Source organism: Sphingobacterium sp. SYP-B4668 (assembly GCF_027627455.1).
Taxonomy (GTDB): domain Bacteria; phylum Bacteroidota; class Bacteroidia; order Sphingobacteriales; family Sphingobacteriaceae; genus Sphingobacterium.
In genome coordinates this window covers 2,665,888-2,681,359 of record NZ_CP115483.1, presented here as the reverse complement: position 1 = coordinate 2,681,359, position 15,472 = coordinate 2,665,888, and the positions used below count along the sequence as shown (strand labels likewise).

The following is a 15,472-nucleotide window of genomic DNA, read 5'->3' as shown; positions in this document are numbered from 1 at the left end:
AGATATAAATAATTTCAAATGCAACAAAGATGCATATAAATATTTCCTATGTCAGTAGGAGGTTGTATATGTGGCGGTCGAAACTACATCTGAGGGCCTGATCAAAATCCAACTGACGAACGGGACCTCATGTATACCCCACGTCATCTTTACAAACGAGAGACATCTACTTTCTTTGTATCGAGGACACTTCATTATTTTCTAGTATTTTTACAGTCATTAGAAAGCGCCATGATGACGCTCTCAGCTATACACGTTAACCCCCATGCGTAAGAAAGAAAAGTTCATTCCGATAAAGACGATGACCGATGCGTCCAACAGCGGCATCGTTATCGCTAAGGCATCCTTTGATGAGCACGATATCATGAGTTTGGATGATGCTCGACGGTCGCATCGCGACGACTATCATTCTTTTTTCTTGCTAGAAAAGGGCACGACCGATATCGAGATTGATTTTCAGCAATACACCATCACTCCCTTTTCTATCCTATACACCCACCCACACCAAGTGCATCGCATCGTCGCTATGGAAAGTGTCAGCGGTAGCTTTCTGGGAATCAGCAGTGAAAATATCAATCCCGTATATCTCCATTTGCTGGAAGAGATCGCTCCCTTGAAGCCGTTGCTATTGGAGCGAGATGTATTTTCCATCTTATCCGACAGTGTTTCATTATCGATTACACTATCTCAGCGGAGACATGAGCGATTGTACCACACTTTATTAAAAGACAGTTGCAATACCCTGATTGGGCTGATCACCTCGCAATACTTAGAAGTCGCCCACGCTGCTGATAAGCTTTCCAGATCCGAGGTGATTACCAAGAGTTTCAAACTTGCGCTGCAGCGGGACTTTCTGACGATCAAGCGGCCCACCGCCTATGCCGAAGCGCTTAATATCACGACGTCTTATCTAAACGAATGTGTCAAGGAGGCCACTGGCCATCCTGTGTCCTATCATATCCAACAGCGTCTGATATTGGAGGCCAAGCGATTGCTCTACCATTCAGACAAATCCGTAAAGGAAGTTGCCGACACGTTAGGCTTTGAAGATTACGCCTATTTCTCCCGATTCTTCAGTAAAGCTGTAGGTATGTCTGCTTTGGCATTCCGGAATAAAAACCGCGTTTAGTCCAATACTCCCTTCCTTTATTCCATTGTTTGGACTACGAGATCAGCGTTCCTTTGTGATGAACAAAAAAAAGGAAACCATGATATCAAACATACCCAAATGGGCAGGAGGTTTACTCGAAAGCCTTGTTGGCCAACGTGCCGAGGTGATCGCGACCATACATCTCAGCCCATATTTAAAAAAAGTGCGCTTTCAGGCCAATATCTCGCGAATGAATTTTCAAGTCGGCTATGCCAGTGTCATTCGCGTGAATGAGACAGCGTACCGAAATTACACCGTTGCATACCATGATAGTCGTGCAGGTATCCTAGATATTATCTTTCATATCCACGGGAACGGTCCAGGTAGTGAATATGCGCACAGCCTGCGTGTAGGTGACCAGCTCTATATCAGTAGTCCAAGGGGACATAAGGTATACGACCCGAGGAAGCAACGGCAGTTCTTGTTTGGAGACGAAACCTCCCTCGGTTTGGCTTGCTCCCTACTTCCCTTTTTAAAGGAAAATAAACATACGTTCGCATTCTACTTCGAATTGGATGATATAAATAAAAACGTCCCAGCATCATTGGGATTGGAAAACTATAGTATATACCCCAAAAATCAATTATTCTCCGATGAAGAACGGGTTCGGGAGCTCCCCATATGCGTAGATAGCGATTGGATAGATGCCAATTTTGTATTAACAGGCAATGTGAAGGCTATTCAAACGTTCCGAAAAGTGCTGAAAAACAATGGCGCGAGCCACCTATATGCCCAAGGCTATTGGCTACAGGGGAAGAAAGGATTGTAACATTGTATAAGGAATTAAAATGAAGACCAACATGATTTATGTGTTTAAAACCTCAGTAGAGACCCAAGAGGATATCTTGACATTAGCGTATGATTTGAATGTGCACTGCAATCCAGGCAAGTGGAATTTCGACCTACAGGACTGCGATCGCATTCTACGCATTGACACCCCAACAGGAAGCGCGCAATCCATCATTGGATTATTGAAAGGTAAGGGATTTGAATGTGAAGAGCTGCCCTATTAGTCGCTTTCTGTAGACCATTTTCCAAAAACCGTATTCCGACATGTACTTACTCCCAAATAATCAACACCAAAATGGATGGCTATTCGCTATTCTCCATATTGACAAATCTATTTCTGTTTTTATTTGTTGATACCTAAATGACACTATAAGATGGCGGTAAATAAAGATTTAATTTTACGAGAAAAGCTAGCAATCCAGCGTACCCATTTGGCCAATCAAACTACGTTTTTGTCTTTCATGCGTACAGCCATGTACTTTTTCGTTGCAGGACTATCTATCGAGAGTTTTTTTTCATTTAGTGAGACTTTGCTCATTATGTGGGTCTTTTTTGGCATAGCGACTAGCTTGCTATTGTTTGGTTTATTCAACTTTTTCAAAAATCGTAGATATATCTGGGATAATGAACGTCATATTGGCGAGTATAAAGATGAATATCTTGGAGGAGAGAAGAGTTAGTAAGGAGACACGGGGAATGCGTTGTGCAAACCTCCGATAAATTCTCAAACCATAGCCAACTAACTCCCTTTGATCGGTTTGCTTCGTTTTTGTGTCAAGACAAAGTTTGTCGCCTTGCGCTGGCGATAAAGGCGCATAAAATCCAGCCGACGAGGACAATGAAAATCCATCATCAAGCCTCTCCCAACTCAAGGCAAAGTACTAATCAAACTCTTTCATCACTCTAGAAACAGTAACCATATCCCAACAGAACGTCCAGCACTTCACCAAAACACGGCATAGGCTGCGCAAAACAAAAACATGGCACTACCCAGATTAATCGCACTATCCATAAAAGCGACCTAGTATTCCGACTGCGGAATCGAACCGATGATTAGGCGCATAGAATGAATCTATGTCTGAGTGAGACGAGTTCAGATTCATTCAGCCTATTCAAGGTGAGATAGCATAAAGGAATGCAGTCTTGACTTTTATCAAACTTTGTGTCAAGACAAAGTTTGTCGCCTTGCGCCGGCGATAAAGGCGCATAAAATCCAGCCGACGAGGACAATGAAAAGCCATCATCAAGCCTCTCCCAACTCGAGGCAGAATACTAATCAAACTCTTTCATCACTCTAGAAACAGTAACCATATCCCAACAGAAGGTCTTGCACTACCCAAAACACGACCTAAACCAAAACATGGCACTACCCAGATTAATCGCACTATCCATAAAAACGACCTAGTATTCCGACTGCGGAATCGAACCGATGATTAGGCGCATAGAATGAATCTATGTCTGAGTGAAACGAGTTCAGATTCATTCAGCCTATTCAAGGTGAGATAGCATAAAGGAATGCAGTCTTGACTTTTATCAAACTTTGTGTCAAGACAAAGTTTGTCGCCTTGCGCCGGCGATAAAGGCGCATAAATACAGCCGACGAGGACAATGAAAAGCCATCATCAAGCCTCTCCCAACTCGAGGCAGAATACTAATCAAACTCTTTCATCACTCTAGAAACAGTAACCATATCCCAACAGAAGGTCTTGCACTACCCAAAACACGACCTAAACCAAAACATGGCACTACCCAGATTAATCGCACTATCCATAAAAACGACCTAGTATTCCGACTGCGGAATCGAACCGATGATTAGGCGCATAGAATGAATCTATGTCTGAGTGAAACGAGTTCAGATTCATTCAGCCTATTCAAGGTGAGATAGCATAAAGGAATGCAGTCTTGACTTTTATCAAACTTTGTGTCAAGACAAAGTTTGTCGCCTTGCGCCGGCGACAAAGGCGCATAAAATCCAGCCGACGAGGACAATGAAAAGCCATCATCAAGCCTCTCCCAACTCAAGGCAGAGTACTAATCAAACTCTTTCATCACTCTAGAAACAGTAACCATATCCAAAAAGAACGTCCAGCACTACCCAAAACCCGGCCTAGGCTGCGCAAGGCGTTAAGAATTGTCGAGAATTTCCGTCAACTAGCGGACTTGTCTGATCCGCCAACTAGCGGAGAGTTTGTCCGATTTTAGGAAATTCGAAGACAATTTAGCCGAGCAGCCAAGCCTTGATTTCTTTGTGTACTTTCTTGATCAAGCAAGAAAGTACAAGCCTCTCCCGGCTCGAGGGAGAATAAAATACAAGAAAGTCCGTACGCCGCTCAAAATACAACAAGAGCCGTCCGGCGACAAGGACACCCCTATTCTTCAAGCTATCTAAAAAAATACTTTGGAAAAAAGTAACCAGAATAATACCTTTGCTCTGTTTATAATTAATCTAAATAAAACAATAGCCCCATATGAACAAGTTCATTATTTATGTATTCCTACTTCTTCAGGCGCCCTTACTGGCTCAGGCGCAACCAAAAGCGGAAGTATATGGCAAGATTTTCTCTGCCGACGGTAAGCCCATAGAAGGGATCACCGTCAAATTAATGCCCCAAGATATCACCACCTCTACCCGTTCAAACGGATCTTATTCCTTCAAATCTCTAAAGCCAGGTCAAGCACAGCTTCACATTTCGGCGGTGGGCATTCAATCGCAAACCCGAGATATTTTAATTGAGGAAGGTAAAAATTCAGTTCCTGAAGTATACCTCTCCGAGAATCGATCGACACTGCAAGAAATCGTCGTCAACAGCAGCGGCCCCAATAAGTACACCCGCAGGGAAAGTGCCTATGTAGCCAAGATGCCCCTCAGTAATATGAAAAATTCCCAATCCTACGCGGTTGTCACCAAGGAGCTCCTCAAAAGCCAAATCAACACCAATTACGATGATGCCCTAGCCAATGTATCCGGCATTGACAAGTTATGGTCGGCAACCGGCCGTCCAGGCGATGGTGTTTCCTACTATACCCTTCGTGGGTTCAGTTCACAGGCGGCCATGGTCAATGGTGTTGTTGCCATTGCCAGTACGAGTCCTGACCCTGCCAACCTCGAAAGCATAGAAGTCATCAAAGGCCCCTCCGGAACGTTGTATGGTGGTACAGCTGTCGGGTTTGGAGGGTTGATCAACAACATCACTAAAAAACCATTAGATACCATTGGCGGACGTGTCAACTATATTTTCGGGAGCTATGCCCAGCACCGTGTTACAGCAGATGTATACGGTCCCCTCTCCGCTAATCGAAAACTATTAGGTCGGATTAATACCGCTTTTTCCCATCAAGGAACTTTTCAAGATGCAGGTTTTAACAAGTCGCTCTTCGTGGCCCCCTCCTTGCTATACAAGCCCAATGACAAGCTAGACATCCAATTGGATGCAGAGTTGTACCAGGGCAAAGGGACCAACCCAATGATGGTATTTCTCAACCGTTCCCGTCAACTGAACGCCCGTACGCCAGACGAGCTGCAGTTTGATTATAATAAATCCTATACCAATAATGACGTTACCTTTAAAAATCCGACGACCAATTTACGCGGGAATGTAGTCTATCGATTCCATGAGCAATGGGTTTCCAATACCACTGTCAATTACAACAAACGCAAATCCGATGGCTACTTCCAGTACATCATGTATCTTAATCCGCAAAACGACACCCTAATCAGTCGATTTGCCGCCGATCAAGACTATGTGGGACAGAGCGTCAATGCCCAGCAGAACTTTGTGGGTGATTTTCAAATCGGGAACATGCACAATATGCTCTTAGTGGGAGTAGATTATCTCTTCCAACAAGCAGATACGCACAATTCCCCTTATGTACAAGTCGACCAGATCAATACATCCATCGATGATCCCGACTATTACAAGTTCAACGCTGCAGCTATCGATGCAGCCATTGCCGCTTCCACCAGCCCGAGGACCAACAACCGTAGCCGGGGCCAAGTATTGGGAGCCTATGTTTCAAATGTATTGGATATCACATCACAAGTACATCTAAACCTGGCCTTACGCATGGATTATTTTGATAATAAAGGCACCTACAACTTTGATAAAGACACCACCACGGGCATCTACCATCAAACAGCCTTCTCGCCACGCGTAGGTCTAGTCTATGAAGCCATTCAGGATAAGATTTCATTGTTCGCCAACTACCAAAATGGCTTCAAGAATGTGGCCCCTGTCGTACAGTCACATCCGAGCATATCCGGCGATTTCAAACCACAGCAGGCCAAACAATGGGAGGCCGGGGTCAAGTTCAACCTCTTGAACAACAGATTGGGCCTTACCGCCAGCTACTATGATATCACGGTGAGCAACATGATCCGCTCGGAAGCAATCGTCATCGATGGGCAAAGCTATAATATTAGTGTACAGGATGGCACACGTTTGAGTCGTGGTGTAGACTTTGACCTTACCGCTGCCCCTATCGACGGCTTGAACCTCATTATGAGCTATAGCTTCAACGATAGCAAAACGACAAAAGCAGCTGACGCTGTCAATAACCTACGTCCTACTGAAGCGGGGCCCAAACATTTGGCCAATATCTGGGCAAACTATATGATCCAGCGTGGTCCTTTAAAAGGTGCTGGACTGGGTATTGGCATCAATCATGCCAGTGAAAACTTCATTACCAATAGTGTCCCTACAGGAGTATTTATCCTGCCTGCTTATACACTGCTCAATGCCAGTCTCTCCTATGGCTACAAGCAGTTTGAATTTGCGGTCAAAGCCAATAATCTCACCAATCAAACGTATTTCAAAGGTTGGACGACGGTCAATCCCCAAATGCCACGAAATATACTGGGCAGCATAGCCTACCAGTTTTAAGTATACAACGGGAGGGTCTACCAACAGATTCCTCCCGTTTTATCAATATTCACCTAAGCATTATTGCAGAATAGATCGATACCAGGTCGCCCTTGCCAAAATTGCGAACATCGAGCGTAGTCGGATACGTATGGATAAAGAGGTTCTTCCTAGCCCCGAAAGCTATCCCGTATCAGTCTTAGCGAACTAAAAACCGTGTCCACTGATGGCATAATAGGCAGGACCGCTTACTTCTCTACGGTATCTCTATACTGCACCTCTAGCTCTCTGTACCATTTCTCTAACTTGTTGTTTTTGAATTTGAATAGATACATTTCATTGTCATATGGAAAATTTCGATACGAAATCACTTCTATCGTGTCTTTGGCTTCCATGTATTTTTCAGCGATGGTATACGACTTCCCGAGGACTCCAGACACCTGTTCCTTAGACATTTGCAATTGAAGTTTTTCCATGTTATCACTTCGCATACGCGATATATGGGAAGCCGAGCAAGCGGATAGCATTAAAAGTAAAAAGCTCGAGCAAAAGACTAAACGATGTTTCATAACGGATCAATATATAAAGTGATGACTGACGATCTTTCAATACCCATAAGATACCAAATATCTAATAAACGACCAACTTCAAAGCGAGATTTAGCCTTCTTGTGGTATAAATTTATCAAAAAAGTGTACCATGCATATGCCATCAAACGGTTAGGGTACAATCCACACCAGAATAGACGTTATTCGGTAACATCACCCCGCTCTTGGTTAACGCGCCGTACCTAGTCAGGTCTTTTGCCCTTAACCTTCAGCAAAGACAAGCAGATGCCGGGACAGGCCCGGCATGACGACATCCATTTAGATATCATGCTTTTCTGCTAGTAGACCGTCTTATTACGGATGGCAATACCACTTCGCTTTTGCTTAAAACATGTAGCTATCCTCGGCTTTAATCAACTGATCGATGTAGTGAGCAGGGTCACGCAAGATCTCCTGATTTATCACCCTTTCTTGTGAGCGCCTTTCATCCCCTGTCTTTTTCATCTTTCCATAGATAAGCGCTTCAACAGCATGTTCCAAATCATTATTCACCTCAAAAGGCTTGCCCACCCCAAGATTAGATGGCCATTGTTGGGCAGCATCCACCAGTCTCAACGCGTGCTTCAAGTCCCCCTGATCGACAAGTGCAAGTGCATGCTTCAAATACACATACCGATAGTAGTTCCGGGCTTCTTGTGCACCCTCGAAAGGTAGGATATCGATAGTCTTCAAATACACCTCCGCCCTTTCATATTGTCCGGTACGGGCCAGTTTTTTGATCAGCTCGAAGCCAATGGTATAGTTATCCGGTGTCTCCCGATAGCACTGCTCCAACAGGGCGATTGCCTCTTTATCTTTCCCCTGGTCAAATAACGCTTTGCTGTACAAATTGACATAGCGCCACTCTTTAGGTTCGGCTAGATAGGCTTTCTTAAGGTCTTCCATCTTATCTGTACTAAAATGTGCTTTTAGGATATGGTAAGGTGCAAAAGTTATTCCTTGTTGTGATGTTGTAGATAGTAAGGCTGCCGCTTTCTTCTCTTCTCCTCTAGCATTCAGCAGCAAAGCAAATAGATAGTTCGTCTGCCATAATCCGGGTCTCTCCTGCATGGCCCATTGCAATAGATCGGCCTCTTCCTCCCGAAATGGAAATATCCGCAACGGCTGTAGTCCTTCTAGTTGCTTAAAATAGAAGGCTTTTCTATCGACTTGGTCCCGGTGGAGCCAAGCCAACCAGTAAAGCGCCTCGACTTGCTTACCACACAGCTCGAACAGCTTAGTGGCCCGGTCTGGGAGTCCCATACGCACGAACCAAATCCCCATCTCCATTAGCGTTTGGTTCGGAAACTCGTTTGTTAGCTTCGTTAATAAAGCGTCCTTATGCTGCGCATCTTGATTTTGGTAATACCCCTCAAAGAGCTGTAAGTAACCAAAAGGGTCCAACGTCAGCATCCGTTCGGCTATACTGTCCAAGTCTTCTAGCTGCCCAGCCATCAACATACTGTAATACAAGCTTTGAAGCACCTCCAGGTTACTACCGCCGATATCGAGGGCATTTTGGAAATAATGCACCGCATCCAGTGGCGATTGACTGCGCATATAAGATTTGCCCAGCTCTATGTAAGCCGCCTTTCGAAAGGCTGGATCCAGAGCAGCTACTTCAAACATTCCTCTGCTCGAGGCCTCCGACTGCTGTAGTTTCAACATGGCCAATCCGCCATAGTAATTGGCCGCGCCATTGTACGTATCAATGGCGAGTACGCGCTCCGCAAAAGCCTTTCCTTCGCCATAGTCAAACTGCAACATGCGCAGCTTGGCCATTTCCAATAAAGCAGGTATATAGCTCCCGTCTATCGCCAACGCCTTTTCCAGAAAATCCTCGGCTTCCTTATATTTTCTAAACCGGAGGTATTCCCGTCCGTTCACATACCATTCCTGTACCGGTGTCGAAGCGCTAGCTCTTGCTGTCGTGTCCGGCCGCCCATCTGAGACGAGCTCAAGGTCCAGGCGATAAGCGCCTATCCGGACCTGTGCAGCCTCATCACCTTTTCCATTTAGCGCAAGTTGGATATGGCTGGTTTGGTTTGCCAACAGGTGGATCCTATCTTTGAAGAGCACCTTATCGTGCTTATCATAGACATAAATCGAATCTTGGAGATTCCGTACCGCAGCAATCGAAAGCTTCCCCTTTAGGCCTTCGACCGTATAGGCAAATGCTCCTAATAGATTGACGTTACTGATGGTATCGATTTCTTTTATCGGAAACCAATACTCACTCCACGTCTCGGTTTCATACGGCGAAAAGCTATGTTGCTTGAAAGGAGTTTTACTACTCTCCAACACATTTTGATTAAAAAGCTTACCGCTTTGTATTTCCACATATTGCCCCGCTTTATCGGTCAATAAGCGTTCCCAGATTATACCATCATCAGCCTGCGACCAGAGGAAGATCTTCTTGCCCAGCTTTTCGTCCCGTCTCGCAAAATGTACCGTGCCAAAATTTCCAACTTGAGGCTCGGCATCCAAGGTAGCAAAGAAATTGCTGTTCAACCCCGTCACGTGGTACGACTTAGCCCCGCCAAAAGCATTGTTTTTATAGTACGACAGGTCACGTTGCTCATCGTCTATCGGCCAGCTACCGGTTTCGCCTTCATGTCCGATATACGTATCGCCGGGGAATTCAAATTTCAACCGATCGCTTGCCTTCACTGCCGCATTGCTCCAATTATAGAACGCCTGTTCTTGGTTGGTCAGGTTGATCCAGTAAGTCTTCGTTTCAAAATAAGACTTATCTTTCTCCAAGCGAATTTCCACGATCCAGCGGGTTCGGGAAATCATCTCGATATTGCTCACCAAGCAGGCCACCGTACCATCGCCATAACGCTTTATTTCATAATCAACTGGAGATGAGCTACTCGGCGCATGACCGATAATCCCAAAGTTGAACTCAATGCCGCCGCTTATCCATGGTCCACGCAAAGCGATATCCCTGAATTTCACCACATCATTATTGTAGAGGAAGGGCTTATTGTTGCTCTTATCTATCGCTGTCCATACTTTCCCTCCGATTTCGGGCATCACCTGTACCTTGATAAAGTCATTCTCCAGCGTGACCACCTTCCAGCTTTTGTCCTCCGCTTTATGGGAGAAGCCATCGAACCTGAAATACGGATACAGTGCCTTGCTTGCCAGCATACTGGGGTCATGATAGCCATACGTCGGATAGGTGATGTGACCTTCTGTAATCGTAGCCCGCTGTTGGGCCAAGCTATTGCCCTGGCTCATGACCAGTACCATACCGATCCCCTTTGCGGCAAATAGGCTTTTCTTCAATAATTTCAGCATGTTAGTTGACGATTAGTATGATACTTTGCTTGCCAGCAATCTTAATAGTTGATTTCAACTCCACCTGTCTATGGGGTTGAAAATCCTTTATAAATGGCTGATCGGCAAGCTCTCCACCCTTTATACCTTTGATTTTTTTCCAATCAATGGCCAATTTTACGGTCTGTTCCGCTGCACTGAAATTACCGAGCACAAGCATCATCTTGCCGTCCTTCTGGAAGGTGGTTGCTTTAACTGCTTCGTTGCCCGTCTGGATGGGGCTATCCTTATCCCAATAGCCCACCATCTTGGCCTCTTCGATACCAAATGACTTCCACAGGTCCCAGATGGGTGCCGGTGATTTATCGCCATAGGAATGGCGGCCCGTAGTGCCATACACCATTCCAAGATAGGGATTTCCGCCATCTTGCAGCATTTCGCTCATCACCCCGAACGGAATCCCCGAAAAAGTAACAAACCATTCATCCGGATCCATTTTATTATACTTGAAGCTCTCGCCAAACCATAGCCGGTCCACATACGGGAAGAAATCCGTGTACTGATTGGCAGCACCAATGGAATATCCCGTATTGGAATGCAGGTCGATCAACGCCCCAGGTCGGTACTCATCGATAATCCGGCGCATACGTTTCATCACCCGACGGTCAAAGGACACATCATCCATATAGATGCCGTCGATCTTGTAGTTCTCGAACATCCAACGCAAGCCCTCTAAATAGTAATTGATCCACCTCGAGAAGCCAGACAAGACCAATGCCGCATCCGAATGTTGTCCCGGCAATTCGGTGTACCAAGCCGCCTTATAGTTGTCAATCAGGTGCTCCATGTGCCAAGGAAGTCCGTAGCCTGGACCCGGTGCAAAGATTTCGTTATCCAGGCTATGCAAAGCATATACCTCTGTCACATAATTACTTAATTCGCGAACAGTATAATACAACTTCACCCTCAAACTATCTCGGTGCATCTCCTGGATATAATCAATCAAGGAATCTTGCATCACAAAGGGATAATTGATGACCGGATTTAGATTTTGGGAATGATGGATGTTGGCAATATTGGCCCCCTCTTTAGCAGCAGCTTTGAAACCTTTGGTATCGCTGTGGTAATAGCGCTGCGAGAACTGCAACTTCGTGTCCAACGGCCTGACAGGTGTCAATAGAATGGCAAACTCAAAATGCCGAGCCGAATCGGTCAGGACAAAATCTCCCGTTTCACTACTCAACTCCACCTCGCCGTTGTTCGCCGTACGCAAGGTTACCCTTCCTTTTCCATTGTTGTGCCAAGCCGCAGCGGGCAACGCCTTGTAATCCTTCAATAGTGGCCCATTATACGCCGCACCTAAATACTCTACGTGGGCACCTACGTTGTAATCCCCCAACCAATAGCTATCGTAGGGCCCGTTCCATTTCCACTCCCAGTCCTTCGGTATCTTCCCTCCGGTATGGCCTAATCCCATAAAATAACGAGACGTGGCAGCCGGATAGGTATGGAGCATGCTGACGTTCTTTATCTTTTTCGCAGTTTTGGCAACAATCGACAGGTCGTATTGCATGTGCCCGTCAAACTCCATCTTTCCGACACATCGAATGGTCATATCCGCCAGTTGCTCGCTACTTTCCCAAGTGACGACCCCTTTTTCATTTTGCTTGACCTGGAAATTCGTGGCCTTGTATGTCCATATCTTCCCTTGCTCATCTTCGATCAAAAAGCGCACAGGTTTTGCAAATACTGCTCGATTATTGATATCCACTTCCAGTGGCAATCCATTTTTACCGAGCCGTACTTCTTTGCTGTCCGTACGGATCGTATTTCCCTGTAAGGATAAGCCGGTATACGGATGTACGACTTCGTCCTCTTGCCCAATCGTCGAATTCAGCCAGCGCAGGCGAGCATGACGCCACAGGTCTCCGTCCCCCTTGTCTTTCAAGACCCCATCCTGGACGTCGATTTTGAGGTCAACGACCTTAGGCGCTGCCATTCCCTTAAAGAAGATTTTCACCTTACCTGTATACGCTCCAGCGGGACAATCCTCGGGAATCTGCGTCCCTAACCAAAGCGCCTGTATCCTATTGGCCGGGATACCGATGTCAAACGAGATAGGCGTCCCCTTCCAACTTATCCCCTCCTTATTGAAGCAAGTCGATTGCGCTTTCGGGATGATCCGCCCCTGCCCCTGCAAGTCGGATATCTCTATTTTCTCGATCGTAAGGCTGTCCGTAGGAGCCCATACCCCGATCTGCCAGGTATAGTACTCGTTTTTCATAGCTTCTCCCTTGAATTCGCTATGCGCAGCTTGCTGGCTCCAACGTGCCGGTAGTTGCCGAGTCAACCGTATCGGAAAAGCCCTATCTTCGGTAAATAAGATGGCCTTATCCTTATGTTGATGATAGATGCTGTCTTGCTCACGTTGGGTTCCAATCAGGCCCATCGGCGTAAACGCATCAAACTTGCTGCGGCTTTCGAACCGCAAGACTTTAGCACGAGGCATTTGGGCCAAGTTTTGGAGCTGCCGAAGCCCCCAGTCCTTATCTTTTCCTTCCTGCGCAACCAGATAATCGTTCCAAGGCTTGCCGTAGCGCGCATCATCCCACCCTTTTCGGAATTTATACGGTAAATAGTAAATTTCATACTCCCCATCTCCCTCCTCGGGTTTGAAGATCAGCTCGCCCTGTTCGGCTGAGATGTTCATCACATATAGCTGCTTCACCTCCTTTATACTTCCTTTTTTTCGGATGACGATGGCTTTATGCGCCGGATTCAGATCGGGCCTTCTCCAGAGCAATTTTACATAAACCGCTTCTTGCCCTCCAACTCCATCAATACGCACCACCGCTCGGTGGTTACCAAGCGAATCTACATCCCAGGGCTTTTCACTTACCACAAACGGGATTCCGTCGGGCGAAAAAGCCGCATATTGGCTCTCGCCATCATAGCTCGTTTGTCGCGTATCTTTCCCCTGTTGGCCATGCACCACATCTAATGTGGTGCACAGCATGATCAACAATATTCCTATTTTCTTCATTATAGTGCTCTTAGTAACCTTTATTCTGTACCAATAATGGGTTCGCGTCCATCGCCGATACGGGGAATGGCATCAACAATAAGCGCTCATTCCACACCTTATTGACCACCACCGAGCCATCTGGGGCTGTCGAAGGTCCATTTAAGTGTGCAGCACAATAGGCATTTCCATAACGGCGTACATCATCAAAGCGATGGCCTTCTGCCGCCAACTCGATCCGACGCTCATTCCGGATAAAATCAATCGCTTGCTCTTTACCCAGTCCGCTAGGCACATTGGGCATGCCACAGCGGTCCCGGATATCATTCAATGCATTTTGTACCTCCGCGTCGTATCCGACATTCATCAACCGGGCTTCAGCAAAAGTCAACAGCACTTCGGCATACCGGATGACGGGGTAGTCATCGGCATTATCTGTCCGATTGTACGGATTGATGGACACCATCTTGCGGTAACTGAATCCCGTCCACGACTCATTCCCATCGGCATTAACGGCCGCTGGGTCCCACTTGTAGTACACCGTACCCTTTGGCATCCCGTGCCAGCCTTTATACGGAAACATCATACTCGCATATAGACGGCTATCTCGATTTTTAAACTCCTGCATATAAGCATTCGTCATCAGAGCATTACTTTGACAGTAGGCATTGTAGGCATGTTGATCTAATCCTTTAGTTTTGTTCCACAACTCCAGATACCGTTGCTTGCGTTCGGCCACCGTAATCGTATTGCGCATCGTCTTACCGTCTACATCCCAATAGGCATCAATCAGATCTTGCATCGGCTCATAGGAAGAGAAGCCCCAATAGGAACTTAGCGACATGGGTATCATATATGTATAGCGCTGCATGTCACTGTTGTTGACATCGGCCATAAATTCCTTCGTCAATACATATTCTGGATTGTTTGGAGAGGCATTTTCATTATGCCATAGTTCCTCATAGGAGAATATCCCCTTGATAAACTTGTCCCGATTGATATTCAAGGCATCAAAGTCTATATAAAGATCCATTTCGGCACCTTCTTTTTGTTGATCGGCAGAAAGCGAGCCCAAGCGGAATAGGGAATGGTTGCCCGTGGTCATTACTTTCCTTGCAGAAAGCTCCGCTTCCGGAAAATTACCAAAGTATAAAGCCGCTCGAGCACGCAGTGCATATGCCGCTGAAGAAGTGATGCGTCCTTGTTCATACAGGTATCCACCTTTGTATTTTGCCGGAAGCAGCTCCGCCACGGCATTCAGCTCACTCAAGATAAAGCTTTGGACCTCCTCCTTGCTGTTCTGCTTGAGGTTGGGCGCATTGTAAGGGATAGATTCGATCACCAAAGGGACGGCTCCATAATATTGGGTGAGGTCTAAATAGGCGAATGCTCGAAAGAACCTAGCTTCGGCCTTCATCCTCCCTCTCAATTCTTCATCCATTTCGCACTTATCCACGTTCAGCAAAAAGTCATTCGCGGTACGAATAGCTACGTAAGAATATTCTCCGTAAGGGCTGGCACTATTTATCCCGTTTTGTTGCAATAGCTCAAACGTTCCCTCCCACGGTTTGTGGCTATGGCCGTTGTCGGTGGTCAGTTCGTCCAAGATATCAAAGCCCTTCATATCGGCATAGCAGGAGTTCAATCCATACCAAGCATCTTTTTCATTCTTCCAGAAATTTTCCGGCGTGATGGCCGATGGTGGGACCACATCCAATTTGGTACAGGACGTGAATACCCCCAAAATTAATAAAGCATATAGTGTAATCTTTTTCATGGC

9 protein-coding genes are annotated in these 15,472 nt (G+C 46.0%); 5 read left to right on the top strand and 4 right to left on the bottom strand.

Annotation, left to right across the window (positions count from 1 at the left end; all coding sequences use genetic code 11):
* Positions 1-265 precede the first annotated feature (265 nt).
* The 5 genes from OQ289_RS11140 to OQ289_RS11120 all read left to right on the top strand — a co-directional run bounded on the left by OQ289_RS11140 (position 266) and on the right by OQ289_RS11120 (position 6,819).
* A complete protein-coding gene (locus OQ289_RS11140) occupies positions 266-1,129 on the top strand; it encodes a helix-turn-helix domain-containing protein (RefSeq protein ID WP_270090828.1) in 864 nt (287 codons plus the stop codon).
* 79 nt (positions 1,130-1,208) lie between these two features.
* A complete protein-coding gene (locus tag OQ289_RS11135; protein WP_270090827.1) occupies positions 1,209-1,919 on the top strand; it encodes a siderophore-interacting protein in 711 nt (236 codons plus the stop codon).
* Between the two features lie 19 nt (positions 1,920-1,938).
* The gene (locus OQ289_RS11130; protein WP_270090826.1) at positions 1,939-2,163 is read left to right on the top strand and encodes a hypothetical protein; all 225 of its coding nucleotides are present in this window, start codon (positions 1,939-1,941) and stop codon (positions 2,161-2,163) included.
* Between the two features lie 150 nt (positions 2,164-2,313).
* Positions 2,314-2,619, top strand: a complete 306-nt coding sequence (locus tag OQ289_RS11125) for a DUF202 domain-containing protein (protein WP_270090825.1) — start codon at positions 2,314-2,316, stop codon at positions 2,617-2,619.
* A 1,788-nt stretch (positions 2,620-4,407) separates the two neighbouring features.
* Positions 4,408-6,819: a TonB-dependent receptor gene (locus OQ289_RS11120; RefSeq protein WP_270090824.1), complete on the top strand. Its 2,412-nt coding sequence runs from the start codon at positions 4,408-4,410 to the stop codon at positions 6,817-6,819.
* Between the two features lie 227 nt (positions 6,820-7,046).
* Here the strand turns inward: OQ289_RS11120 and OQ289_RS11115 are convergent, their stop codons facing one another.
* The 4 genes from OQ289_RS11115 to OQ289_RS11100 all read right to left on the bottom strand — a co-directional run bounded on the left by OQ289_RS11115 (position 7,047) and on the right by OQ289_RS11100 (position 15,469).
* Positions 7,047-7,367, bottom strand: coding sequence for a hypothetical protein (locus tag OQ289_RS11115; protein ID WP_270090823.1), 321 nt, complete (start codon positions 7,365-7,367; stop codon positions 7,047-7,049).
* A gap of 363 nt (positions 7,368-7,730) precedes the next feature.
* The gene (locus OQ289_RS11110; protein WP_270090822.1) at positions 7,731-10,691 is read right to left on the bottom strand and encodes a DUF5107 domain-containing protein; all 2,961 of its coding nucleotides are present in this window, start codon (positions 10,689-10,691) and stop codon (positions 7,731-7,733) included.
* Between the two features lies 1 nt (position 10,692).
* Positions 10,693-13,713, bottom strand: coding sequence for a glycoside hydrolase domain-containing protein (locus tag OQ289_RS11105; RefSeq protein ID WP_270090821.1), 3,021 nt, complete (start codon positions 13,711-13,713; stop codon positions 10,693-10,695).
* A 10-nt stretch (positions 13,714-13,723) separates the two neighbouring features.
* Positions 13,724-15,469 carry a RagB/SusD family nutrient uptake outer membrane protein gene (locus tag OQ289_RS11100; RefSeq protein ID WP_270090820.1) on the bottom strand — a complete coding sequence of 582 codons (1,746 nt, stop codon included), beginning with the start codon at positions 15,467-15,469 and terminating at the stop codon, positions 13,724-13,726.
* Between the last annotated feature and the right edge of the window lie 3 nt (positions 15,470-15,472).

Excerpts from the sequence above, each read along its gene's own strand:
- OQ289_RS11130 (WP_270090826.1), top strand. The coding sequence starts at position 1,939 with ATGAAGACCAACATGATTTATGTGTTTAAAACCTCAGTAGAGACCCAA.
- OQ289_RS11120 (WP_270090824.1), top strand. The coding sequence starts at position 4,408 with ATGAACAAGTTCATTATTTATGTATTCCTACTTCTTCAGGCGCCCTTA.
- OQ289_RS11115 (WP_270090823.1), bottom strand. The coding sequence starts at position 7,367 with ATGAAACATCGTTTAGTCTTTTGCTCGAGCTTTTTACTTTTAATGCTA.
- OQ289_RS11135 (WP_270090827.1), top strand. The coding sequence starts at position 1,209 with ATGATATCAAACATACCCAAATGGGCAGGAGGTTTACTCGAAAGCCTT.
- OQ289_RS11140 (WP_270090828.1), top strand. The coding sequence starts at position 266 with ATGCGTAAGAAAGAAAAGTTCATTCCGATAAAGACGATGACCGATGCG.
- OQ289_RS11105 (WP_270090821.1), bottom strand. The coding sequence starts at position 13,713 with ATGAAGAAAATAGGAATATTGTTGATCATGCTGTGCACCACATTAGAT.
- OQ289_RS11125 (WP_270090825.1), top strand. The coding sequence starts at position 2,314 with ATGGCGGTAAATAAAGATTTAATTTTACGAGAAAAGCTAGCAATCCAG.
- OQ289_RS11110 (WP_270090822.1), bottom strand. The coding sequence starts at position 10,691 with ATGCTGAAATTATTGAAGAAAAGCCTATTTGCCGCAAAGGGGATCGGT.
- OQ289_RS11100 (WP_270090820.1), bottom strand. The coding sequence starts at position 15,469 with ATGAAAAAGATTACACTATATGCTTTATTAATTTTGGGGGTATTCACG.